Source organism: Mesobacillus boroniphilus JCM 21738 (assembly GCF_000517385.1).
In the GTDB taxonomy this organism is placed as follows: Bacteria; Bacillota; Bacilli; order Bacillales; family Cytobacillaceae; genus Mesobacillus; species Mesobacillus boroniphilus.
Map to the genome: position 1 here is coordinate 1 of NZ_BAUW01000042.1, position 21,223 is coordinate 21,223.

A 21,223-nucleotide genomic window follows, 5' to 3' on the forward strand; every position below is an offset into this window, starting at 1 on the left:
CGTAGTTATTGTGACAGCTTTCAAGGTACATAGCCCAAAGCTGTCAAGAAAAAGAAGTTATTGTGACAGCTTTCAAGATTCATAGCCCAAAGCTGTCAAGAAAACGTGGTTATTGTGACAGGTTTCAAGGTACAGAGCTCAAAGCTGTCAAGAAAAAGCAGTTATTGTGACAGGTTTCAAGGTACATAGCCCAAAGCTGTCAAGAAAGCGTGGTTATTGTGACAGGTTTCAGGATGCAGAGCTCAAACCTGTCTAGAAAGTGTTAATGATGCTGTAGAACAACTAAAAAAATGGAGGAAGCCTACTCCAGAAATGTAGTAAAGGTATGTTCAAGAAGGATTTATTGCTCAGGGTGTTGAAGGTATCTAGCAGAAAATGAATCTAGAAGCATAGATATAGGAGGAATGATAGTGATGCAGATGAGACCAGAATATGAAGCTTTTCCATTAAAGGCATTTGACAAGATCAGATATGCAGATACGGATCGTCAGGGACATGTAAATAACGCACTGTTTTCAACCTTTTTGGAAACGGGAAGAACGGAGCTTCTATATGCAAACGAGCCGCTGCATGCTGAAAACGCCTCGTTTGTCATAGCAAGTCTAAAGCTGGACTTAATTTCTGAAATACGGTGGCCTGGAACAATTGAGATCGGCAGTGCCATTACAAGAGTTGGCAACAGTTCCTTTTCTTTATTTCAAGGAATCTATCAAAAAGGAAGGCTTGCTGCAGTGGCAGATACCGTTATCGTGCAAATGGACGAGCACACTAGAAAATCTGCGCCACTTTCCTCTGAAACAAAAGAGCGATTAAAGCAATATTTAGTTGAACTAGAAAAATAGAAACAAAGGTTGAAACGCGGGGATGGGCGGAAGCGTCCCTTTATCCATAATCGATAATTAGGAGTGATTGTTTTGGAATTGAATGATGTGATCCACGGCCACCGATCGATTCGAGAATATGAAGATAGGGAAGTCAGTCAAGATCTGCTGAACAAAATCTTAGAGGCGGGTATTCGTGCCTCTTCAAGCGGCAATATGCAAACCTATTCGATCATCGTCACGAAAGACAAGGAACTTAAGAAAAAGTTATACAATGCCCATATGGAGCAATCGATGGTTGTTGATGCTCCTATCCTTTTAACATTTTGTGCTGATTTTAATAGAATGAGAAAATGGCTTGCACTCAACGATGCACCTGTACATTTTGATAATTACATGAGCTTCATGATCGGGGCGATTGATGCAGCTTTGGCCTCACAAAACTGCGCTTTAGCAGCTGAAAATGAGGGGCTGGGCATCTGCTATATGGCTCTACCCTTGCAAATTGTGACCAAATTGGTGAACTGCTGAATTTACCGCCAAATGTCGTACCCGTTGTTGGTTTTTCATTAGGGTATCCAGCAGAAAACCCTGCCCCGCGTGACCGGCTGCCAATGAATGGACTTGTTCACTACGATCAGTATCGTGATTATTCTAGAAGCGAAGGGACGTACCCTTTGCTTCTTTGTTGTGGCTCGGATTAGGTGAAAAGTACTGATACTATTTAGAAAATGGAAGCGTAAGATACGTCCCCATGCTTCATGTGCGCATAAATTAATAGGTCATTTTATAAAATTATTCCTATAAAATGCAACCAAATATTTATTTCATTTCGTTATACTTATGTAGCAAATGAAAGGGGGGGTTCCTCAATGAATAAAGAACAGGAATTAATCGATAGAATTAGAGGAGGAGACCATGAGGCATTCAGTATCCTCGTTACGCCATTGTTGTCTTCGGCGTTTAAATCAGCTTATTTAATCCTTCGGTCAAAAGAGCATGCAGAGGATGCTTTGCAGATTGCTCTGGAGGGTGCATATGTCAGCATTATGAAAAAGAAAGACATCACGAATTTCAAGGCATGGTTTTATACGCTTGTATATTCACGGTCGATAGACCTATACCGTAAAAATAATCGCCTGACGTACATAGATTATGATAAAAATAGGGAAGCTCAAATTATAATCACTTCTGAGTCAGCTCAAGAAATAGCCATACATAAAGAAAGTAAAAGTGAAATGGTCAGGCACCTGATGAGATTGAAAAGAGACCAGAGCTTACCGCTTTTCCTTTATTATTATGAGGACATGTCTGTGAAGGAAATCTCAATCATACTCAATGAAAATATCAATACGGTAAAAGCAAGGATGAAGCGGGGAAAACAAAGCTTGGGGAAAATTCTGCATGAATCAGGGCAATTTTTACAGGAGGTGAAGGCCAATGGAATCTAATAAAAAAGACCGAATCGAATCGCTTGAGCAACTGGAGGTTCCTGAAAGTGTTATTCAATTCATCAAGGACATCCCCAATAAACCAATCACCTCTGAAGCAGAAGAACAAGTGGAAGATGATTGGAATAGGTTTCAGAGAAACTCAAGAAAGCAAAGAAGCGTCATCCTAAAAAAGAGAATGGCCATTTTGTCGCTTACCGCTGCAGCAGTCCTTGGGCTTTTCATCAGCACAGCGTTTGTTTCCCCAGCTGTAGCACAAGTTGCAGCCCAGATTCCGTACCTTAACCTGATTTTTGAAAATAAAGTCCAGGTGATGACCCTTGAAAATGAGATAAATCAAGCAATCATGGAGCAGGACTTTAAAAACATTGCACTTCATGTTAATAGAAAAGAAAAATATATTGAAGCCATGGTGTTTAATACCGAGGAATATTATAACGAAATGAAGATACCCATTAAAGATATGATTAGTGATATCCTGAAGGACAGGAATGAAGATGATTTCGACATTAGGGTGGCCAACGATCCGGAAGCTGCTGAACAGTGGAGCAAGATTGATGTAGAAGCCGATAAAAAGATTGCTGAAATAGAGAAAACGGTATATGAAGTACTGGGCAAATACAATTATGATTCACCGAGGCACACAAGTGGAATCAGTGTGAATCGAGTCAATCTCGAGCTTCCGATAACCGAACCGAATATTAAGAAGATCCCACTCGAAATAAAAGAAAAGCTGAAACAAAGGGAACTTGGCGAACTTGAAGTGAAGGTATACACATATGATCCTGGTTTGGAAGAACGTGGCGGCAAATTCATAGAAATTTTTGATGCGATTGCCACAGGTTTGAAAGCAAAGCCGGAATACAAAATCAATTCCGTCGGCTTTACGAATAATAAAAAAGAGCATTTTTACATTTCGATTCAATTGGTTCTGGAGTCATCTGATCCAGATGTTGATGCTGTGGTAAAAGAGATTGAAAAAACAGTTCTCGATTTTCTTCAATCAGATGTAGCGCTGAACAACATCCAGAATGAAAAATACCAGGTCGTCATCTCGAGTAGTGATAAAAAGAAGATGAAGGTGATAAGCAACTAAGCATGGGAAATCCCATGCTTTTTCTGCTATTTTTTTAGTAGGCATTCCATGGTTATAGTAACGATAATGCACATTCTCGCAGAAATTCCGACTATCCGCTACCTGTGTCCCACTTTCCACTTCAGGGTGGTTAATCCAGGAAGGATTTATGAGTTTAAAATCGAATTTAATTCTAATAAAATTTTTAGGGGTGCAACTATGAATTCTACGGCAGAAACAATACAAGAATTAACAGATAAAGAACAATGGCTAGAAGCGTTTCCAATTTTGAATCAGTTACGTACTGAGTTGAATCAAGAGACATATCTGGACTTACTAGAAGAAATGAGGAAAGATGGGTATTCTTTGTATGCTTTATATAAAGATAATCGGATTGTATCCGTAGCTGGTTTAAGCTGGAGATTTAACTTCTATAATAAACGTCACGTTTTTATCTATGATCTGGTAACGGATAGTGCTTACCGCTCATCTGGGTTTGGAGAGAAATTATTAAATTATATACATAACTGGGCAAAAGAAAATGGAGCAGAATATGTGGCATTAGAATCAGGAATTCAGCGAGACAAAGCTCACCGTTTTTATGAAGAGAAATTAGATTATGATAAATGGTGCTATTCATTTAGAAAAACGTTATAAAAATAGGGCTAATGCTTCAACTAGAGAAGAATTCCCTAGCATATATTCTGAATCCAGTTGAAAGCAGGGATTGCCGTGACGATACCTGCATTACCTTACCAGAAGGATCTAACATAGGAGGAATTTAAATGAAAACAGAACAACAGTATTTTGAAGAGGGAAAATCAATTCAAACTTATATGAATGAAATGAGCACGTTAAAAGAGGAAAGTTTTGCTGTTTATGAACAATTTCATCTCCCGGCAGATGGATTTGCTGAAAAGTTAAAACCATATCAACTTCATTTCCTGACGATCACCGAAGATTGGTGTGGAGATGCGATGATGATCAATCCTGTTATTCGCAAACTGGCGGAAGCTGCAGATATTGAAATGCGCGTCGCGTTACGGGATGCAGATACCGATTTAATTGATCGCCACTTAACAAACGGTGGACGTGCAATTCCGGTGATTTTAATCTTTAATAATCAAGGAGATTTACTTGGCAAGTGGGGACCTCGGGCACCTAAAGCTCAGCAAATCGTTGATGAAGTTCGTGGTGCATTGCCACCAAAAGAGGATCCCTCCTTTGCGGAGAAACAAAAGGAGGCCTTTGGTTCTTTAAGAAAAAGGTATACAGAGGATTCAGCTCTTTGGTCGGATGTTTATGATAGTTTCAAAGAGACGTTATTAGCTATTTTGAAGTAGGTTTTTTCTGGGATTAGACTAGTATGCTTAGGAATGAAGGAATCTTTTAATTAGAGGATAAAGGGCAGGCTACCCGTGGGGAGTCTGCCCTTTATTACCAGATAAGAAAGTATAAATCTTCACTTCGAGAATTGTCTGGCTCCAGCGCCTAGCCCCTCGAGTCGCTTCGGTCCTGCCAATGAAGTCAAAGAACGACTTCACTGTCAGGCCCTCCAGCGCTTGTCGGGGCTAAACAAGGCGCTTGCGCTTTTCTTACTATACGAAAAAAGTAGTTATGTCGAAAAATGAGATTATTTGAGAACTTTTTCCATAGTCATTCGTAATATAGTCAGGAGGTGTATGCCGGGTGAAATGGTTATTACTTCAAATCCTGACATTAGGTGCTATAGGAATATTAATGGCGGTATTAGAATGGAATGAGGGTAATAGAATTGTTAGCTCTTTTTCTAATTGGGCTCCAGCAAACAACATTTACATCACATTTATTATCGTAACGGTAGTCTTATCTTGCTTCTATTTAATTTTTTTATTTGAGTCAAAAAAGAGTAACAATATTTTAGAACGATCCTTTTGGAATGTGATGCCCAAGATTACTATCTCGGTTGGTGTTTTATCTATCATTCTGTTTTTAGTAGGGGGAACTGTAGGTCCCATTATGACTTGGGTTGAACAGTGGCGGTCACTCTTATATGTTTTCCTTATATACTTTCTATTTTTGATATTCCTTTTTATTTTTTCGATTGAGCACAAGAAACAAAGACATAACAATCGTATTAGTAAGACAATCCTTACTTCCTACATATGGACAATTGTTCTGTTTTTTGTGATCTTTTTTATTTATTAATTCAATAATGAACATCTCAATGACTATCCTTCCAGAGAGCCTGAAGGAAAGTTGATTTATTGATACCAGTTAAGAGAGAAGCGGCAGTTACAAGAAACCACCTTTAATTCAAAGGGAGTAGTAATGATAAAAAGGGGAACCCACATGAAACTTTGGAAAGAGTTGAATTATAAGGAGAAAGCAGCCAGGTCGTTTTACGCAACTTGCTGCTTTGCATTACTTATTTTAATACCAAACTATCCAATCGGAATTTATTTCGGAGTAATGGCATTTAACGGTTCAGGTACAGTGTATTATCTTATAAAACATCATAGAAGTAATGCTTCAGATTGAGTTTTCATATACAAGGAATCTTAATCCTTTGAAATCTTCATTTCTACTAGAATGAAAATTAGTATGATTGAAGCTCCAAGGTTTATTAAATTGAGTATGGGGCTTCTAATAACAAATGAAAATAGAAGGATGATCACACCAAAGAGAATCATCAAACGACTGCTATACCTATTTGCCTTATCCCAATTTTCTTTACTTCTCATCGATTTCGAGGTTCTATAACCATAAATTTTATTGATCTTTTTTGGAGGAAACAAGGAAAGGATGATTCCTGCCAATAAAATAATGATGCCAAATAATAACCCTTCATTCATAAGAATTCCTCCAATATTTATGGCGGCTTCCATTTTTCTTTTAAAATCGAATTGAACAAAGGGCGGTTGGTCCTCCTTGACCAGCCATCAGTTGGTTAATGAATACTAACCTTCTTGGCCATCGATTACTTTTTTGATATAGTCAGCATCACTTTGATCAATTATAAAATAGTCAACTTGCTCCCAGCTTTCCCCAACGCGTTCAGCAATCACGGCACCTTCACTGGTAAACCACACTTTAGAATCGATTAATCCAACCGACCGCTTTGGGTTCAGCACCATAATCAAAATATCCGGACTTTCCATATTTATATCCACATTCTCAAGCTTCTCTTTCTGTAAATAAATCATTAGGAAATTATCAATGATTGTTTGGTTCTTTGTATCTGAAAAAATGGTGGAGTAATCAATTCTATTAGGATCAGCACTGTCTTGATACCCTATTCTAACTTCCCTTGTTGTTTCCCTATTATTGATCCCGGCAAAATAACCGCCCAAAAATATAAGAATACTGATGGCAATAACACCGATTGCTTTTACAGTCTTATTCAAATAAATCCTCCTCGAAACTTCAGCAGACTTTCATGGGAACATGGCAATGTTCTAACTTTATTTCCTCAATGATTTAACCTGACTTTGATGAATATATTATAACACTCACTCATTGTTAAAAAAGAAAGATTGGTTGTTTATAGTTCTCCTATTTTAGAGGGAGGATTCTGGTTCAACCGATTCAGGCTGACGCATTTCCTTAATCGTACTCACTCCAAACAAGCCGATTAGAGAAAAGATGACTGGAATGATGAAGCCATAAGAATAGCCTTCAGTCATAGTGCCTGAAACAGACTGAAAATGATCCAATACTTTTCCGAAAAATCCTGGCAGTAAAACAGCACTTAGGAATCCACCAGTATTCGCAAAACCAGATACTAAGCCAGATTCCCTAATAGGAAAGGATTGGCGGACGACAGCAAAAGTTAAGGCACTTGCTCCAAATCCAAAGCCGATGATAAAGAAAAGCATAATGAGCATGAAAAGTGGAGGATTTCCTTTAAATAAAAGGAAAGCAGACCAGCTTGTTAAAATAATAAAATGAACAATGACATAAGGACGCTTAATGGTTCCAAGCCGACTCGAAATCCAACTGGTTAGTGGAGCCCCTATAAGTGCCCCTATAAGACCAACCATTATAAGTTGACTGGCATCTGATCGTGTCATATCATACATATTCATCCCATAGGCACTGCCCATGAACTAATAAAGCCCACATAGACGCCAACAACCCCAAAATGACAGAAGAATAAAGCCCATGCCTGCCGATTCGAAACGATTCTTTTCAGTAACATCCTAACGTTTTGAGGTTGAATTTCATCTTTTACAGGTACCGATTCATTATGAAAGAGTTGTCTTGGTTTCTTTACCAGTACAATATAAAGAAGAATTCCGGTTAAACATAACGCTATGCCCGCAGAAAAAAATGCTGCCCTCCAACCAAGTAAATCAATCCAAGCCGAGAAAGGAACTGTCGCCAGGAGGAATCCAAGACTTCCCGTCATTCCCGCGAAACCAATTAATCGAACAAATTCCTTTACTTTAAACCATTGGCCTAAAATCAATACCAAGTTGACCCAAATGGTCGCATCTCCAATTCCCGTAAGGATTCTGGCAAAAAACAAGACAAACTCATGTGTCCCAAGACTATAAATGATCGTGCCTACCCCAGTAACGATTGCACCTATAATGAGAAAAAAATTGGGTCCAAACCGATCTGCCAAAATCCCCATGGGAATTTGCAAACTAGTATAAACAAAGAATTGCATACTCGTCAGTAACCCAATCGTTGTTGCTGTTACATCAAAATCCTTCATCACCTGCTCTGTAATCAATCCCGGAGCTGTGCGCTGGCTCGACATTAATAAGTAAGTAAACAATACGGAAAAAAATACAACCCACCTAAACCTGCTATTTTGTTTGTCCAATGATTTTTACTCCCGTTAGCTTTTACGCTATATATATGGATATTTAGCACCGGTCATGATAACTACTGAAGCACCGAGCTTCTTCATGGTCTCTTTTTTCGGCAAAGGTGACAGAAAAGCGCAGTTAATTTAACTAAGCTTTAATTCCGTATAGAATTGCCACACATTCAACGTGGATGGGTTATTATAAGGCCTAATTAAACACCATCAACAAATATACGAAGCAATCGCATCAGGAATTTTCACAAACAGTGCTGAAGTACCTGGAGAGACAAAACTTTATGAATAATGAATAAGGGGAAGGTTATGATGCCTTGATAGGGAAAAGTAATTTAAAGGGACAGGAGAACCGTCTCTGTGTCCCTATAAACCCAGTGAAAGGATCGTAAAGAAATATGAGATTATTATACTTTTTCGGCAGTATTATCATTGTTCCTTTCTTGCCATTTTTATATTTTCAAGGAAAGAGGGTCAGAGCAAGTACGCCTCGGTTACCGGAAGCGAAAGGAAATACAGGCATGGTAAAACTTGAAGGTGACCAAGAGTTTCGATTTATATTTCTGGGGGAGAGTTCGATTGCCGGCGTGGGGGTTAATCATCATGAGGAAGGGTTCGCGGGTGTTTTGCAAAAGAATTAGCAGAAAAGACGAATGCGACGGTCCATTGGGAAGTGTATGCAAAAAGCGGCTATACTCTAAAGAAGATTAGAGAAACCATTGTTCCGGTGATTCCTGACAACAAAGTGGATTTGATAGTGATCGGCCTTGGGGCCAATGATGCCTTCACTCTTAATACTCCATGGTCCTGGCAAAAGCAATCAGAAAATCTAGTGACAGATTTGAGATCAAAGTTTGAAGAAGTGACCATCGTGTTTGCCAATATGCCGCCGATCAAAGACTTTCCGGCATTTCCATTTTTAATCAGATTTTTCATCGGGAATTTGGTGGATATATTGGGAAATGAACTGTTGACTACTGCCTCAAAGTTCAATGGAGTTCATTACAATGATAAGAAAATCCGGCTAAGAGATTGGTCAACAAGATTAAATAGGAACGGTGGGGATTTTTCAGTGATGGAGTTCATCCATCAAAGCTTACTTATGGCTTATGGGCTAGTGAATTATCATCATTTGCTTGGGAGAAAGCGGCCCTGAGAGAAAAGCTCGGGGATAGAGGAACCGTTCCGGTCACCCGGGAAAAATAAATGTCATTAGGGTGAGGGGCTTGGGAGGGCACCAGTATCCAGAAGCAAAGGGTACGTCACTTTGCTTCTCATTTGTTCCCTAGTAAGACGCGAGAACCGTGTCTGTGCCTACTCGTCCCTATGTTTTCTGTGTCTGATTAATAAAGCCTGGTTGTATATCCTTCATTTAATTCCTTTGCAACTTGTTCAGCGGTCGTGTTTGGCAGTTTTGAGTGCGCAACTAGCATATTGGGGACAGAAGGAAGGGCATCCGTCTGTAACCATGAGTCAGGCTGCCATAACTTTGATCTGATAAATGCTTTAGCACAATGAGCGTAACATTCTTCAACTTCTACCAAAATACCAAACAAAGGAGCCTTTCCATTAACCGCTGTTTTTTCCAGAAGTTCAGAATCACGACAGATATAAGCTTTCCCATTGATTCTTAAAGTTTCGCCTAGTCCAGGAATGAGAAAGAGCAGCCCAATATGAGGATTCGTAATAATGTTATGAACGGAATCCATTCTTCGATTTCCAGGCCGTTCTGGGATAAAAAGATGCTTATCATCAAGAACTGCCACAAACCCAGGAGAATCGCCACGTGGTGAAACATCACATTGGCCGTCAGTGTTAGAAGTGGACATAGATAAAAAGGGAGACTTTGAAATAAAGTTCTTACAATGATCGTCAATAAAAGAAATAACTTTATTCGCAGCCCTTGGGCTTGGATTTCCGATAGTAGAACGAAACTCTTCAAATTCTTCCTGTGTTGAGATTATATCTTTATAGTTTGATATCATGAGGTCACCTTTCGAATTGGGGATTTGTAACAATGTTACCATTTATTGAATTTTGGTGCATTACTATCCCTGAACGAAAGAGGTAATTTGCAGAGACGGGGAGACGGGTTTTGCCTAGGTTAATTGAATAGACCTCAGGACAGCGGAAACGTCTTTGTGCAGCTTTATATTTCTTTTAATCAAACGTTTGATTTAAAAAGGAAGCGAGGGGGCGTACCCATGCGTCTATTCAACTTATCAAGTTTGGGAGCAAAAGGTACGTCCCCATGCTTCTCCGGTTCCCGGATGAGACGCGAAAACCGTGATGTGTCTCTTCATTTCATGCTAAAATGAAGGGAAACTGAAAAGAGAGTGTGATTTTGATGGAAATAAGAGTGCTTGGGGGAGGAAATGAAGTAGGGGCTTCGTGCTTGCTGGTAAAGATGGAGGGAACGTCTGTATTGATTGATGCGGGAATGAGAATGCATGGTGACGAAATTATGCCAATGCTCGGAATGCTTGATCAGGCAGAAGGTCCGGAATGCATCCTTGTCACCCACGCTCATGCTGACCATATTGGTGCACTCCCTGTGGTGCATTCTCTTTATCCACAAGTTCCGATTTATGCGACACCGCCAACCTGTGATCTAATGAGGATCATGATGAAAGATTCCTATAAGATCATGGAAATGAGATCACGGCAATCGCATTCATTGCCGTCTTATACTGAGCAGCAGGTGGACTCCGTCTTGAACTCGATTCTACATTTTCCTGCAAGCAATAGACTTCAAGTTGGCAATATCACGATAACGAACTTCAGGGCAGGCCATATACTTGGCGCGTCATGTTTTTGCTCGAGGGCGGCGGAGAGAGCTTATTGGTGACAGGTGATTTAAGTTTCAAGGCTGGCAGGACGATTCCGGGAGCTGAGGTTCCTCATTCAATCAACCCTGATGTCGTGGTGATGGAATCTACTTACGGAAACCGTGCTCATACGGACAGGAATACGGAGGAGCGGAGGCTTGCTGATCACGTAGCTGAAGTAGTTTCTGGTGGCGGTTTTGCCTTATTCCTGCTTTTGCGCTTGGTAGAGCCCAGGAAGTTTTATTGATTTTGCAGGACTATATGGATAAAGGACTGATTCCCGAGTTTCCAATTTTTGTCGACGGACTCGTCACGCCAATCAGCAGGATTTACCGGGATTATCCTCATTTTTTAAAAGGACCGGTTTCGCATCGTATATCCAAAAACGGCGATGCCTTCCTGACTGAGAGATGCCGGGCCGTCACACCGAAGGAAAGGGAAATGATACTGCAGGGAAAGCCGGGCTGCATTGTCGCTTCTTCCGGGATGTTGACGGGAGGCGCGAGTACCTGGTATGCGGAAAGGCTTGTTTCCGGTGAAAAAAATGCCATTTTCATTACCGGTTATCAAGATGAAGAGAGCCCAGGACGGAAGCTGCTGGACTTGGCAGATGGGATAGAGGAAACGATCGAGTTGAATGGAGTGACATATCCCGTTAAGTGCAGAATCAGCAAGTATGGATTGTCAGCCCACGCCGATGCAAACGAAATGCAGCGATTTATCCAGACAATGAACCCGACATATACTCTGCTGGTGCATGGAGATGACCAGGCGAGGCTGAAGCTGGCCGAAATCCTTGACCCTCTTCACAAACCGATATTGGTGGAGAATGGGGAAAACTATATTTTCGAATCAAGGGGTTCAGGTAAAGGCGTAAAAGGGAAAAGATTCAAGGCCGATGATCGAAATAGCGAGCTGCGGAAGTGGGTCGGGAGCCTTCTTCTTTACCAATCGGAAGGTGAGAAGAGATATAAGGCGGCTCTTTGCACGGGGGTGCATCCTAAGACACAGGTTCTATTTTGCCAGTCGGTCAAAGGGAAGAATGTGAAGCTGCAAAAGCACCAGGTAGCAGAAGCAGTCATGAAGTGGAACGGTCCAATGGACGAGATGGCAGAGGAGGTCGGAGAAGTGTTCAGCTTTAACCGGCCCATCCTTGAACAGGTCCAATGGAGCAGGCTTCCATATAAGTGGCTGGATATTGAAGCGATTTTTCAAATCCTGGAAGCGGCCGGACTGAAGGAACGACTGGCGATTGCGCTCGCTCTGCAAAGTCTGTCTGAAATCCAGAAGAAAGAAGTCCAGAATGGATTTGCATACCTGCTTAATGAGCAAACGACCAGGATGCTGGCCAATATGGAGTTCGATATTCCAGGAGCTAAAATGAATCCAACTGCAGCCATCAGCGAGGTGAAAGAACTGTTCAAGACAATGCGGGGCTTTTTACGGTCTGGAATCGATGGTCCTGGCACTGAAAAAGAAAGAATCACCTTGTACTTCGACTTCCCGGATCATATTGATATGGAGGAACGAAAAAACCTTATTTCTTTCGTGAAAAAAAGAACAGGCTGGACATCAGAGATATCGGACTCGGTTCGCCAGGATTTGTTCCCAGGACTGATAGCGGAACTGCATGGTCATCCTATTGGGTCCATATCGATTCATTTAGCTGAAAAGAAAGTCTCAATTGGGCTGGATGAGCCAGCTAAAGGCAAGGAGATTAGGAAGGTGTTTGCTGAAAGGACTGGCTTCACTCTCCAATATAATAACAAGTCCAATATGACGGGGCTGTCAGCGGGCAAAGACGATATCTTCCGGGTTCCTGCTGGATCTGGCAGAATGGAAAATAACCAGGCGATTGAAGAAGCAAAACGATGGGCAGCAGACCGGGGGATTACGATTTACAAGACAAGCATGAAGCAGCATAATGGCGAACCATTGATGGAAATCCACTTCATCAGTCCCGAGATCGCAAAGGATCACGAAGCGGATCTGGAGGAGTTGTCCTATCGCACAGGCATGGCTGTCACTTACGCAAAGCAGCCGAAACAAAATGAAATCATCAGGATTACCCTGGAAAACCTGCCGCCGGAGTGGGAATTAAAGAAGAATCCATCTATTCATATGGACAAAAAGAAAATAGCCCTGAAGCTCGGCCAGCCTCCACTGCCAACAGAGATAGCAGCCGCAGGGGAAAAAATCAGGCAATTAACCGGATATACCCTTGAAGCCTGAGGGACAAGGCTGGCCTTTTGAAGAATACAAAAGCATAAATAGATAGGGAGATTGTATGGAAACAACATTTTTAAACAAAGTTCATCCTTTTTTGAATCATGAAGATCCCATTGTCAGGGATTTTGCTTTGCGTCTTTTGGAGAAAAGTTATCTTGCGAATGAATGTACATTTTCTCTCGTATTAGAGTCAAACATAAGCCGAAGCAAAAAAGCAATGCATCATATTCCTTTATTTTATGCCAGGGAATTTCCAATGTCAGAAGACAACTTCCTTCAATTGCTGAGAGATGCAGAGATGTATCCAAAAGGTACTGAGGATTTCCGGACAGCTGTTCACTTGTTGTTAGGGGCACCGTCTGCTTTTTTGAAAGAAAACGAGGAAGAAGTGACAAAGCTTCTTGATAAGAAAGGAAGGCAGTACCTAGATGAATTGCTGAAGCTGGACTCTATGGCTGCACCTGAGCTTTTTGCTGAGCTGGCGAAGCTTGCTGCTGCTATAGAAACCCGTTATGATCATGCAAAATTCATGCTGGCAGAAGTTATCCTCAAGAGGTTATCGATGAGGAAGGATTGGGACCGGAAACTTGTTGGAAAGATGATATTCCAGGCGTTAGAGGGGGATTTTGCCACTGTCCATGAGATTTTCTTTGTCATGCTTGCCGGAATTGAGAGAATGGACCAATTCACATCTCAGCTGGTAAAGCTTCTTTTCAGGGAACTGGATGACGACCTGCTGGTAGAGGAAGCTATTAAGTCACTGATCAAAATAGGAACAGATGAGGTAGTGGATGCTGCAACCCCTTATGTCAACGATGAAGAAACGGGTCCTTTTGCATTGGATATAATTAGGGAAATCAAGAGTGAACATGCCGAGGAAGTATTATTGGATTTAATGGAAGAAGTGGAAATGGAACCTGTTCGAACTCTTGTGGCCTATGCTCTATGTACACAGCTGTCGGTCCGTTCCATTCCCTCGGTTGAGAAAGTATTGAATGAAGATCATGCTTCGTGGTTTGTCGACCTTACGGAAGCCCTCTATTGCAACTGTGTTATGAATAGAGTCGACCATCCTCAGCTGAAACAATGGAGAAATGAGCTTAAAGATATGGGAGTGGATGATGAGAGTATGGCTTCTTTCTTCTCCATGGTGCAAAAAAAGGAGCCAGTCAAAGTCGAAATTAAAATAGGAAGGAATGATCCCTGTACCTGCGGCAGCGGTAAAAAATATAAAAAATGCTGCGGAAAGTAATTGAAGGCAGGTATGGATAGTCCGAGACCTTGCCGGGTTATACATTGAAGCGAGAGGCTCTTACTGCAAAACCAAGTGGATTTGAGTTTGAATTTACTCTCATTTTGTAAATCATGTACGATGATTTATACACACATAAAAGGGGTGCTCCCATCGATGGAAGACAGCCCCTCCTTTCATTTTTATCATTTTCCGACAGAAGACTCCTACTTCAATTTTGTGCAGGGCGCAGCCCAAAAATAAGTGGAAGATGAATGTCGGTTTGCGATAGACAAAACACTTGTTCGCATGGTGTAATATTACTGTAAGTAGCTCTTTGAAAACTGGATATATGGGGTTGTGACAGGTAACGGCTCTGTCATGTAAAATATCCAAGCATCATTCGCTACCACGCATACCGAAGTTGCGAAAAACAAGCTACAGCAGGGTGCGGGCGAGTTCAACGTACAAGATAGCAACATCGCAGGAGACTAATAAGCCATCTGTACTGTTAACCGTCGGTGCGCCGGGGTTAGCCTGCTCAATAACTGGTGGATACACTGGTGTTCGCAGGAATCTCCACCTTCAAATTTTGGTTAGAAAATTAAGGTGGAGTAGTTCAAAATCTTATCGTTTTCAACCGTGTATTGACTTTTTCCAAATCGAATTCTTCGGGATCGAAGTCATCGTAAAATTCAAGCAATTCTTCCTCGTATTCTCCATGTAATTGTTCATCCCCGGTTACCAGTGACCTGTACATATAGATGCCGCCGCAATCTTCAGGCGGACAGGCGCGTTTTCCTGTCAGGCATACAGGATGTTCAAGCTTTTCCGGACTTTCTTCAATCTTTTCAACAAGGATGGTATGCTCCCAGTTATCGCCGAAATCATAGGTATAAATGAATTTGAACTTTTCCCCGTCCACCCAGTTATCGAGCCGCTCTTTCTTTGAGTCTTCTTTATCGCGGAAGCTAGGAAGGAAGAAACCGAATTCACCAGATTCCGGCACTTCAATGAGAGTATCGTCGATTTCAAAGCTGTATAGATGGTAATTCTCCCAGCCCATGGCAGCTTGGATAATTTCATGAAGTTTATGGAATTTGATGTTGGCTGGCACCAGTATCCTGCGCCAAATCGGCGGACGTGCCCCTTTCAAGGAAACTTTCAATTGGTAAGTGTACGTTTTCCTGCTAGCCTTACCAGTTCGCTTCGGGATTTTCTTTTCCGGTTCGCCTGCCAGCTCCGGCAGCATCGATTCGATTTTCCGAAGTTCCTGGTCCACCTCTTCCTGGTCAGAAGGGCTGAGATTTTTGAATGAATCTAATGAGCGGATGTTCAGCAAAAAATCTTTCAGCAGCTTTTGCTTGTTCATAGCCTGCCTCCTCTATATTGATTCTGATACATGGATGCTCGTCTATACTGGGGTTTTAGTTATAGAATATAATGTTTTCGTATTATACGCCAATAAAAAGAGATATGGAGACGGTTCCGGCGTCTCGTGAAAGTGATATGATGTGAAAAAGAGGGTGGACAATGTCTATCCTCTTTCTTGTTCTGCCAGCCTCACTCTTTCTCGCTTCGAATTCTGCTGAAGGGGCTGGCATAAAAACAAACACATCCTCGAATGAGACGAGAGAACCGCCAATGAGTCTTACGATAATTAAATATCAAAATAAATAAAATATTTATTGAAAAACAATAAATTTTTCATTATAATCGGTATGAAAATATTCAGGTGAGGTGCTTTTTATGAAACGCGGTTCAACGCTCTTTTTAAAAATAGCTGTTTTTGTCATTGGAACTCCGGTTCTCGCTTTGTGTGTATTGTTATTGCCTAAAATAGCGTATGAAGCAATCCATGAGGCTATGAACGGGGCTTGGCTGGGATATGTGATAATAGGACTCCTATTACTTATGTATGGAACGGCTATTCCTTTTTATCTTGCGCTGTATCAGACACTCAATCTTTTAAGCTATATCGACAAGAATGAGGCTTTTTCGGAAATGTCTGTAAGAGCTTTGAAAAAAATAAAAAACTATGCCGTCATGATCAGCTTCTTGTATGTGGCAGCCCTGCCAGGCTTCTATGTCATCGCAGAATGGGATGATGCACCAGGCCTGATTTTAATCGGTATGGTCATCATTGGTGCTTCCATGGTCATTGCAGTCTTTGCTGCTGTCCTCCAAAGGCTTTTGCAAGAAGCCATTGAGATCAAGTCTGAAAACGATTTAACGGTCTGAGGTGAAAAAAATGGCGATTATCATCAATATTGATGTGATGTTGGCGAAACGGAAAATGAGTGTGACGGAATTATCGGATAAGGTTGGGATCACAATGGCTAACCTTTCTATTTTGAAAAACGGGAAAGCGAAGGCAATCCGGTTATCAACTCTCGAAGGGATCTGCAAGGCGCTGGACTGCCAGCCTGGAGATATACTGGAATACCGGATCGATGATGAGGCCAGCCAATGACATGGCTGAATTGGAATGAAGAGGGTGTTTTTAATGGATCTTTCAATCAAACGGCAGAACTCCCGGAAAAAACTTTTAAGTGCCCGGATAAGAACTGCCGTTAAACAGCTATTTCATTTTGGCTGGGAGCAGGCATTATCGTGTGTGTTTCCGGTTGTGATTTTTGCCTCATTGGCCATTACACAAAACCTCCCGCTCCCATTTCTGCCGCGGTATGACTGGCTGCTCATCATCTTCCTTCTCATGCAGTGGTGGATGGTGCGTTCAGGGCTTGAAACAAAGGATGAGCTAAAGGTCATCACATTGTTCCACCTCATCGGTCTTGCGCTTGAAATTTTCAAGACGCATATGGGCTCCTGGTCTTACCCGGACGAAGGATACTTCAAAGTCTTTGGGGTGCCTTTGTATAGCGGCTTCATGTATGCGAGCGTAGCCAGTTATCTTTCCCAGGCGTGGAGAAGATTGAAGGTTGAACTGGTGAAATGGCCGCCGTTTTTGATCGTGGTCCCTCTTGCGGCAGCGATTTATTTGAACTTTTTCACCCACCATTTTTGGCTGGACCTTCGCTGGTTGTTAGCCGGCCTCGTATTGATTGTCTTCTGGCAATCATGGGTCACTTATGAGGTGAATGGGGCACGCTACCGCATGCCGCTCGCGCTGTCTTTCATGCTGATCGGGTTTTTCATATGGATTGCCGAAAATATCGCAACATTCCTGGCGGCCTGGAAATATCCGAACCAAGCCGATGGATGGAGTCTCGTACATCTAGGAAAGGTAAGCTCGTGGGTCTTATTGGTGATTGTGAGCTTCCTGATTGTGTCGACGTTAAAGCAGATTAAAGGAAGATCCGTCGCAGCAGGAACCAACTATTTTATAAAAATAAAGCTTTGCAGGGGAGTGATGAGCATTGATTTAAAATATGGCCATGATTACCGAACAAATTAAAGATTTTTCGTTAAAAAACATCGAGCTCATTGATCAATTCCTTTTGAACTTTAAAAATAATGCTGCCGATGGCCATTGTTTTCTCGACATTGATTTTATTATCAAGGATAAAAAGAAACAGTACATTTCCTGCTTTCGCTTCCATGACCCGGATCATATCGATTTTGAAAGCGGAGGCATCTATCATCAGATGTCCCTCGAGATTTACGACATAAGCGATAGAGACTGGGAAAAGAAGAAGAAATACGAAGTAATAGACTGCGAGGACCATACTTTGCACTTTTATTGTTCCGATATTGAAATCGTATCATTAAGAGAAGTTCTTTGAAATTAGCCCGTGGAGCAGAGGTGCAGCAAGGGGATGGTTCCGGCGTCTCGTGAATGAAAGGATCTAACCATTTAATTAGGGCCAGTCTGAAATGAGGTTTGTCTTACTTCTTTTTTATCTTGTACTGCATAGATTCAGCCAAGATTAATTAGGGTTTTCTTAACTATTTTGATTCCAGACTGAGACGTCAGGACCGTCCCGGTGTCTCAGGGAAAATGATGTGAACAAGCAAGGGGTACTTCTTATTGGTGATATTATTCAAATAGTGGCCGATCGACAATGGGTCAGTTTCATGTACAGTTATCCCAATCTGATTCCATTGCCAGCTAACATGAAGCAAAGGGTACGTCCCTCTGCTTCTGAATTAGCAAAATTAGTAGGCGATTCCTACACGTGATTGGACATAATCGCTACTTTCTATCTGACGATAAGTAAATTCCGCCGTATCCGGCACTGATATTTTCATACCGCCTTCTGGCAAAAAATTACGTTCAATTCGATATTGTCCTTCTCTTTCTCCATCTGGCAAATATGTAGGACATACAATCGTCCAATCGAGTGTTGAGTGTTTCAGCATATCGTAAACTTTATGATGTTCTTCTGCTGCACGGGTTGATTTACGTTTTGATTCACTTGACTGATAACGCATTACGGTTGGGGTAGTTCTACTTTGTAAGATCCCAGCGGTGCCTACCGTGATAATTCGTTGTATACCTTCATTTTGCATTGCATTGATAACTAGTGGCATACTTTCTGAAAGAGTGGTTGTGCCATCAGTATTTAATGCACTAATAACTACATCAATCCCCTGCATTGCACGTACTATATCATTTTTATTTAAAACATTCCCTTGAATAATGGTTAAATTTCCACTATTTATTTGAATCTTCTCTGGAGTGCGAACTAATACAGTAACATGATGTCTATCATGAAGGGCATAAGTTAGTATTTGACTTCCAACTCGTCCAGTTGCACCTAAAATTAAAATATTCAAAAGTATAATCCTCCTATTTACGAATACCAATATTACAATACACTATAAATACTATTATTTCGTCTTTTACAGCACTCTTCCACTAAGCTGCTTCTTCGATAAGGATTTTACCAAAAAAGTGCGTCAATCCTTCCTGGATCAACGCACCGTAAATGTACATTTCTTTACCAAATAGCAAACCCTAAATAGGTCTAATTCTTCTTTAGTTTTATCATAAGAATTAACACGTAAATAGCACACTGATAAGGAGCATGATAATGGCATTTTTGTGTTGTTTTTTTCGCGTTTTTGCACTCCAAAAGAGAACCTATTATGTCCATTGGCAGGGAAGGCCTTTATTTTGTTTTTCATCATTATTGAACTATCCTTATGTCTTCCATCGGTATCATTCTAGCCCATTGAAGTTAGAATATATTATTGCTAGTATTCTATAATTATAGATTATTGGAGGATGAATCATGGTGATGTTAGTGCGATTTATTTATCATGCCCGTCCTGTTTGGATGGTCTTGCTGTTTAAAGACTTAAGCTGATGTAACAAAGGCTTCTCTTATCATTATATTGGTTCCAGAATGGCACAAGGAAACCGTCCCTGACTCTTGTTCATCAAGGAGGGGCAATCGGTGTAAAAAGTATTGTCAGAACAGAAAGACGCTTCAGGTTCAGGCTTCTGAATAAGCGAGAGGTGGGTGTAGCGAAATGTGGAATAGATTAAAAAGGCTTCATCATCTGAATGGATATGCTACCTTATTTTTATTCATTAGCGGGATCTTGCTTTTCATTCCTTCATTAAGAGGGCCGCTGGCTTCATATCGTGTCATGTTGAAGGATGCGCATATTTGGATCGGTTTTGCAACTGTAGCCTTCCTTCTGCTTTATTTCCGCTATTTTGCTTTCCATTACAAAGTCATAAAAAAACAACAAGGGAAGAAACGGAATCTTGCGATCGTTATTGGATTGATCATTGGATGGATTATTAGCGGTACGGTTCTGACGTTTCAAAGGAGTCTTCCTGAAGCACTCGTTCAAGCTTCATTGATCGTGCATGATGTATTCACCTGGATTGGTCTGCCGGTCCTCCTTTTCCACTCAGTGACCAGGTCAGGCTGGTTTCGTAAAAGATCAGATCAACTTCAGGAAAAAAAGAAAGAACTATATGCCTTCAGCCGCAGAGGGTTTTTCAAATACGGCATTGTCACTTTGCTTGCGATCTTTTTGGGTCCATCTATATATAAATGGTTTAAACAAGTAATGGATGATGGGGGATCGACACTGCAGGAGGTGGCGCTGAACAGCACAAATGAGCTCTCGCCCCTGCCAATTCCCGCCAAGCAATCCTCCCCTCCAATTGGTGGAGGGTATGAAGGCAAATTCAGGATTTATACAGTAACGGAGACACCGGTTTTTACGAATGAAAATTGGAATTTTACGATTGATGGACTGGTTGATGAACCAGTGTCGTTGTCATGGGAGGAATTCGTCAAATTGAAGAGGAAAGTCCAGGTCAGTGATTTTCACTGCGTTACGGGATGGTCCGTGCTTCATGTCACGTATGAAGGCATCCTGCTGAAAGATCTCATGAAGAAGGTAAAGCTGAAAGAGAACGCCTCCCATCTGAAGTTTTACTCAGGCGACGGTGTATATACTGACTCATTGTCCCTTGAACAGGCAGTCTTGGATGATGTCATGGTCGCTGTGCTCATGGATGGAGAGCTGATCCCGTCAGATTATGGAGGCCCCGTCCGGCTGATTGTCCCCAAAATGTATGCCTACAAATCCGTGAAATGGCTTGTCAGAGTTGAAGCCATCGATCATGTCCACGAAGGCTACTGGCAAGTGAGGGGATATGATACCGATGCATGGGTAGGATTAAAAGAGACAACTTGAGCTAATCTTCATGGAGCGCAGCAAACAGGGAGCAAGGGTGACGAGGCTTTTGCTCCTTTTTTCGTCATTGATTTTGGAAGCAGAAGGTACGTCCCTATGCTTCGCTTTTTTCGCGCAAAACTTCCGATTGTCCGCTTTAAGAACCGTCCCT

The 21,223-nt window shown here is 41.5% G+C and carries 24 protein-coding genes and 1 pseudogene; 17 read left to right on the top strand and 8 right to left on the bottom strand.

What is annotated here, in order from left to right:
- Window positions 1–413 precede the first annotated feature (413 nt).
- From JCM21738_RS12510 to JCM21738_RS12535, 6 genes are all read left to right on the top strand, one after another.
- Window positions 414–842 (top strand): acyl-CoA thioesterase, encoded by a 429-nt coding sequence (locus JCM21738_RS12510; RefSeq protein ID WP_023626093.1) that lies wholly within the window; start codon window positions 414–416, stop codon window positions 840–842.
- A gap of 72 nt (window positions 843–914) precedes the next feature.
- A complete protein-coding gene (locus tag JCM21738_RS12515) occupies window positions 915–1,352 on the top strand; it encodes a nitroreductase family protein (protein ID WP_243463011.1) in 438 nt (145 codons plus the stop codon).
- Between the two features lie 341 nt (window positions 1,353–1,693).
- Entirely contained in the window at window positions 1,694–2,272 is a 579-nt protein-coding gene (locus tag JCM21738_RS12520) for an RNA polymerase sigma factor (protein WP_023626091.1), read from the top strand.
- Window positions 2,262–3,368, top strand: a complete 1,107-nt coding sequence (locus JCM21738_RS12525; protein ID WP_023626090.1) for a DUF4030 domain-containing protein — start codon at window positions 2,262–2,264, stop codon at window positions 3,366–3,368. Before JCM21738_RS12520 ends, JCM21738_RS12525 begins: the two co-directional genes overlap by 11 nt.
- A 198-nt stretch (window positions 3,369–3,566) precedes the next feature.
- Window positions 3,567–4,004, top strand: a complete 438-nt coding sequence (locus JCM21738_RS12530) for a GNAT family N-acetyltransferase (RefSeq protein ID WP_031308115.1) — start codon at window positions 3,567–3,569, stop codon at window positions 4,002–4,004.
- Window positions 4,005–4,132: 128 nt separating this feature from the next.
- Window positions 4,133–4,690: a thioredoxin family protein gene (locus JCM21738_RS12535; protein ID WP_023626088.1), complete on the top strand. Its 558-nt coding sequence runs from the start codon at window positions 4,133–4,135 to the stop codon at window positions 4,688–4,690.
- 69 nt (window positions 4,691–4,759) lie between these two features.
- On the opposite strand, the gene JCM21738_RS26740 is transcribed toward JCM21738_RS12535, so the two are convergent.
- Entirely contained in the window at window positions 4,760–4,891 is a 132-nt protein-coding gene (locus JCM21738_RS26740; protein WP_023626087.1) for a hypothetical protein, read from the bottom strand.
- Between the two features lie 787 nt (window positions 4,892–5,678).
- On the opposite strand from JCM21738_RS26740, the gene JCM21738_RS12545 reads away from it, so the two are divergent.
- Entirely contained in the window at window positions 5,679–5,867 is a 189-nt protein-coding gene (locus JCM21738_RS12545; protein WP_023626085.1) for a hypothetical protein, read from the top strand.
- Window positions 5,868–5,887: 20 nt separating this feature from the next.
- Here the strand turns inward: JCM21738_RS12545 and JCM21738_RS12550 are convergent, their stop codons facing one another.
- The 3 genes and pseudogenes from JCM21738_RS12550 to JCM21738_RS12560 form a co-directional block, all read right to left on the bottom strand.
- On the bottom strand, window positions 5,888–6,181 hold the full coding sequence (locus JCM21738_RS12550; protein WP_023626084.1) for an SdpI family protein: 294 nt from the start codon (window positions 6,179–6,181) through the stop codon (window positions 5,888–5,890).
- 105 nt (window positions 6,182–6,286) lie between these two features.
- Window positions 6,287–6,733, bottom strand: coding sequence for a hypothetical protein (locus JCM21738_RS12555; RefSeq protein WP_023626083.1), 447 nt, complete (start codon window positions 6,731–6,733; stop codon window positions 6,287–6,289).
- 153 nt (window positions 6,734–6,886) lie between these two features.
- Window positions 6,887–8,160, bottom strand: a pseudogene (locus JCM21738_RS12560) (MFS transporter).
- 395 nt (window positions 8,161–8,555) lie between these two features.
- On the opposite strand from JCM21738_RS12560, the gene JCM21738_RS22505 reads away from it, so the two are divergent.
- Window positions 8,556–8,798 (top strand): hypothetical protein, encoded by a 243-nt coding sequence (locus JCM21738_RS22505; RefSeq protein ID WP_052019689.1) that lies wholly within the window; start codon window positions 8,556–8,558, stop codon window positions 8,796–8,798.
- 32 nt (window positions 8,799–8,830) lie between these two features.
- Entirely contained in the window at window positions 8,831–9,313 is a 483-nt protein-coding gene (locus JCM21738_RS22510) for an SGNH/GDSL hydrolase family protein (protein WP_052019691.1), read from the top strand.
- A gap of 187 nt (window positions 9,314–9,500) precedes the next feature.
- On the opposite strand, the gene JCM21738_RS12570 is transcribed toward JCM21738_RS22510, so the two are convergent.
- On the bottom strand, window positions 9,501–10,142 hold the full coding sequence (locus JCM21738_RS12570) for a pyridoxamine 5'-phosphate oxidase family protein (RefSeq protein ID WP_023626080.1): 642 nt from the start codon (window positions 10,140–10,142) through the stop codon (window positions 9,501–9,503).
- A gap of 362 nt (window positions 10,143–10,504) precedes the next feature.
- On the opposite strand from JCM21738_RS12570, the gene JCM21738_RS25900 reads away from it, so the two are divergent.
- The 4 genes from JCM21738_RS25900 (at window position 10,505) to JCM21738_RS26745 (ending at window position 14,466) form a co-directional block, all read left to right on the top strand.
- The gene (locus JCM21738_RS25900) at window positions 10,505–11,005 is read left to right on the top strand and encodes an MBL fold metallo-hydrolase (protein ID WP_243463015.1); all 501 of its coding nucleotides are present in this window, start codon (window positions 10,505–10,507) and stop codon (window positions 11,003–11,005) included.
- Window positions 10,999–11,232: a hypothetical protein gene (locus JCM21738_RS25905; RefSeq protein ID WP_243463012.1), complete on the top strand. Its 234-nt coding sequence runs from the start codon at window positions 10,999–11,001 to the stop codon at window positions 11,230–11,232. The genes JCM21738_RS25900 and JCM21738_RS25905 overlap by 7 nt, the downstream gene beginning before the upstream one ends.
- 14 nt (window positions 11,233–11,246) lie before the next feature.
- Entirely contained in the window at window positions 11,247–13,217 is a 1,971-nt protein-coding gene (locus JCM21738_RS12575) for an MBL fold metallo-hydrolase RNA specificity domain-containing protein (protein ID WP_243463013.1), read from the top strand.
- Between the two features lie 253 nt (window positions 13,218–13,470).
- On the top strand, window positions 13,471–14,466 hold the full coding sequence (locus JCM21738_RS26745; RefSeq protein ID WP_279380317.1) for an SEC-C metal-binding domain-containing protein: 996 nt from the start codon (window positions 13,471–13,473) through the stop codon (window positions 14,464–14,466).
- Between the two features lie 598 nt (window positions 14,467–15,064).
- Here JCM21738_RS26745 and JCM21738_RS12585 read toward each other — a convergent pair.
- The gene (locus tag JCM21738_RS12585; RefSeq protein WP_023626077.1) at window positions 15,065–15,817 is read right to left on the bottom strand and encodes a plasmid pRiA4b ORF-3 family protein; all 753 of its coding nucleotides are present in this window, start codon (window positions 15,815–15,817) and stop codon (window positions 15,065–15,067) included.
- A gap of 377 nt (window positions 15,818–16,194) precedes the next feature.
- Between JCM21738_RS12585 and JCM21738_RS12590 the strand changes: the two genes are divergently transcribed.
- Genes JCM21738_RS12590 through JCM21738_RS12600 form a run of 3 tightly spaced genes read left to right on the top strand, consistent with a single transcriptional unit; the run spans window position 16,195 to window position 17,863 of the window.
- Entirely contained in the window at window positions 16,195–16,686 is a 492-nt protein-coding gene (locus tag JCM21738_RS12590) for a DUF2975 domain-containing protein (RefSeq protein ID WP_023626075.1), read from the top strand.
- A gap of 10 nt (window positions 16,687–16,696) precedes the next feature.
- Window positions 16,697–16,918 (top strand): helix-turn-helix domain-containing protein, encoded by a 222-nt coding sequence (locus tag JCM21738_RS12595; RefSeq protein WP_023626074.1) that lies wholly within the window; start codon window positions 16,697–16,699, stop codon window positions 16,916–16,918.
- Window positions 16,919–16,951: 33 nt separating this feature from the next.
- A complete protein-coding gene (locus JCM21738_RS12600) occupies window positions 16,952–17,863 on the top strand; it encodes a DUF817 domain-containing protein (RefSeq protein WP_081742124.1) in 912 nt (303 codons plus the stop codon).
- A 10-nt stretch (window positions 17,864–17,873) separates the two neighbouring features.
- Here the strand turns inward: JCM21738_RS12600 and JCM21738_RS24390 are convergent, their stop codons facing one another.
- Window positions 17,874–18,050: a hypothetical protein gene (locus JCM21738_RS24390; RefSeq protein ID WP_156315518.1), complete on the bottom strand. Its 177-nt coding sequence runs from the start codon at window positions 18,048–18,050 to the stop codon at window positions 17,874–17,876.
- 514 nt (window positions 18,051–18,564) lie between these two features.
- A complete protein-coding gene (locus tag JCM21738_RS12610; RefSeq protein ID WP_023626071.1) occupies window positions 18,565–19,185 on the bottom strand; it encodes an NAD(P)-dependent oxidoreductase in 621 nt (206 codons plus the stop codon).
- A gap of 699 nt (window positions 19,186–19,884) precedes the next feature.
- On the opposite strand from JCM21738_RS12610, the gene JCM21738_RS12615 reads away from it, so the two are divergent.
- Window positions 19,885–21,072 (top strand): molybdopterin-dependent oxidoreductase, encoded by a 1,188-nt coding sequence (locus JCM21738_RS12615; protein ID WP_023626069.1) that lies wholly within the window; start codon window positions 19,885–19,887, stop codon window positions 21,070–21,072.
- The last annotated feature ends 151 nt before the right edge of the window (window positions 21,073–21,223 follow it).

Coding starts and splice junctions, on each gene's coding strand:
- JCM21738_RS12510 (WP_023626093.1), top strand. CDS start 414: ATGCAGATGAGACCAGAATATGAAGCTTTTCCATTAAAGGCATTTGAC.
- JCM21738_RS12520 (WP_023626091.1), top strand. CDS start 1,694: ATGAATAAAGAACAGGAATTAATCGATAGAATTAGAGGAGGAGACCAT.
- JCM21738_RS12525 (WP_023626090.1), top strand. CDS start 2,262: ATGGAATCTAATAAAAAAGACCGAATCGAATCGCTTGAGCAACTGGAG.
- JCM21738_RS12530 (WP_031308115.1), top strand. CDS start 3,567: ATGAATTCTACGGCAGAAACAATACAAGAATTAACAGATAAAGAACAA.
- JCM21738_RS12535 (WP_023626088.1), top strand. CDS start 4,133: ATGAAAACAGAACAACAGTATTTTGAAGAGGGAAAATCAATTCAAACT.
- JCM21738_RS12545 (WP_023626085.1), top strand. CDS start 5,679: ATGAAACTTTGGAAAGAGTTGAATTATAAGGAGAAAGCAGCCAGGTCG.
- JCM21738_RS12550 (WP_023626084.1), bottom strand. CDS start 6,181: ATGAATGAAGGGTTATTATTTGGCATCATTATTTTATTGGCAGGAATC.
- JCM21738_RS22505 (WP_052019689.1), top strand. CDS start 8,556: ATGAGATTATTATACTTTTTCGGCAGTATTATCATTGTTCCTTTCTTG.
- JCM21738_RS12570 (WP_023626080.1), bottom strand. CDS start 10,142: ATGATATCAAACTATAAAGATATAATCTCAACACAGGAAGAATTTGAA.
- JCM21738_RS25900 (WP_243463015.1), top strand. CDS start 10,505: ATGGAAATAAGAGTGCTTGGGGGAGGAAATGAAGTAGGGGCTTCGTGC.
- JCM21738_RS12575 (WP_243463013.1), top strand. CDS start 11,247: ATGGATAAAGGACTGATTCCCGAGTTTCCAATTTTTGTCGACGGACTC.
- JCM21738_RS26745 (WP_279380317.1), top strand. CDS start 13,471: ATGTCAGAAGACAACTTCCTTCAATTGCTGAGAGATGCAGAGATGTAT.
- JCM21738_RS12585 (WP_023626077.1), bottom strand. CDS start 15,817: ATGAACAAGCAAAAGCTGCTGAAAGATTTTTTGCTGAACATCCGCTCA.
- JCM21738_RS12590 (WP_023626075.1), top strand. CDS start 16,195: ATGAAACGCGGTTCAACGCTCTTTTTAAAAATAGCTGTTTTTGTCATT.
- JCM21738_RS12595 (WP_023626074.1), top strand. CDS start 16,697: ATGGCGATTATCATCAATATTGATGTGATGTTGGCGAAACGGAAAATG.
- JCM21738_RS12600 (WP_081742124.1), top strand. CDS start 16,952: ATGGATCTTTCAATCAAACGGCAGAACTCCCGGAAAAAACTTTTAAGT.
- JCM21738_RS24390 (WP_156315518.1), bottom strand. CDS start 18,050: ATGATAGATGCCTCCGCTTTCAAAATCGATATGATCCGGGTCATGGAA.
- JCM21738_RS12615 (WP_023626069.1), top strand. CDS start 19,885: ATGTGGAATAGATTAAAAAGGCTTCATCATCTGAATGGATATGCTACC.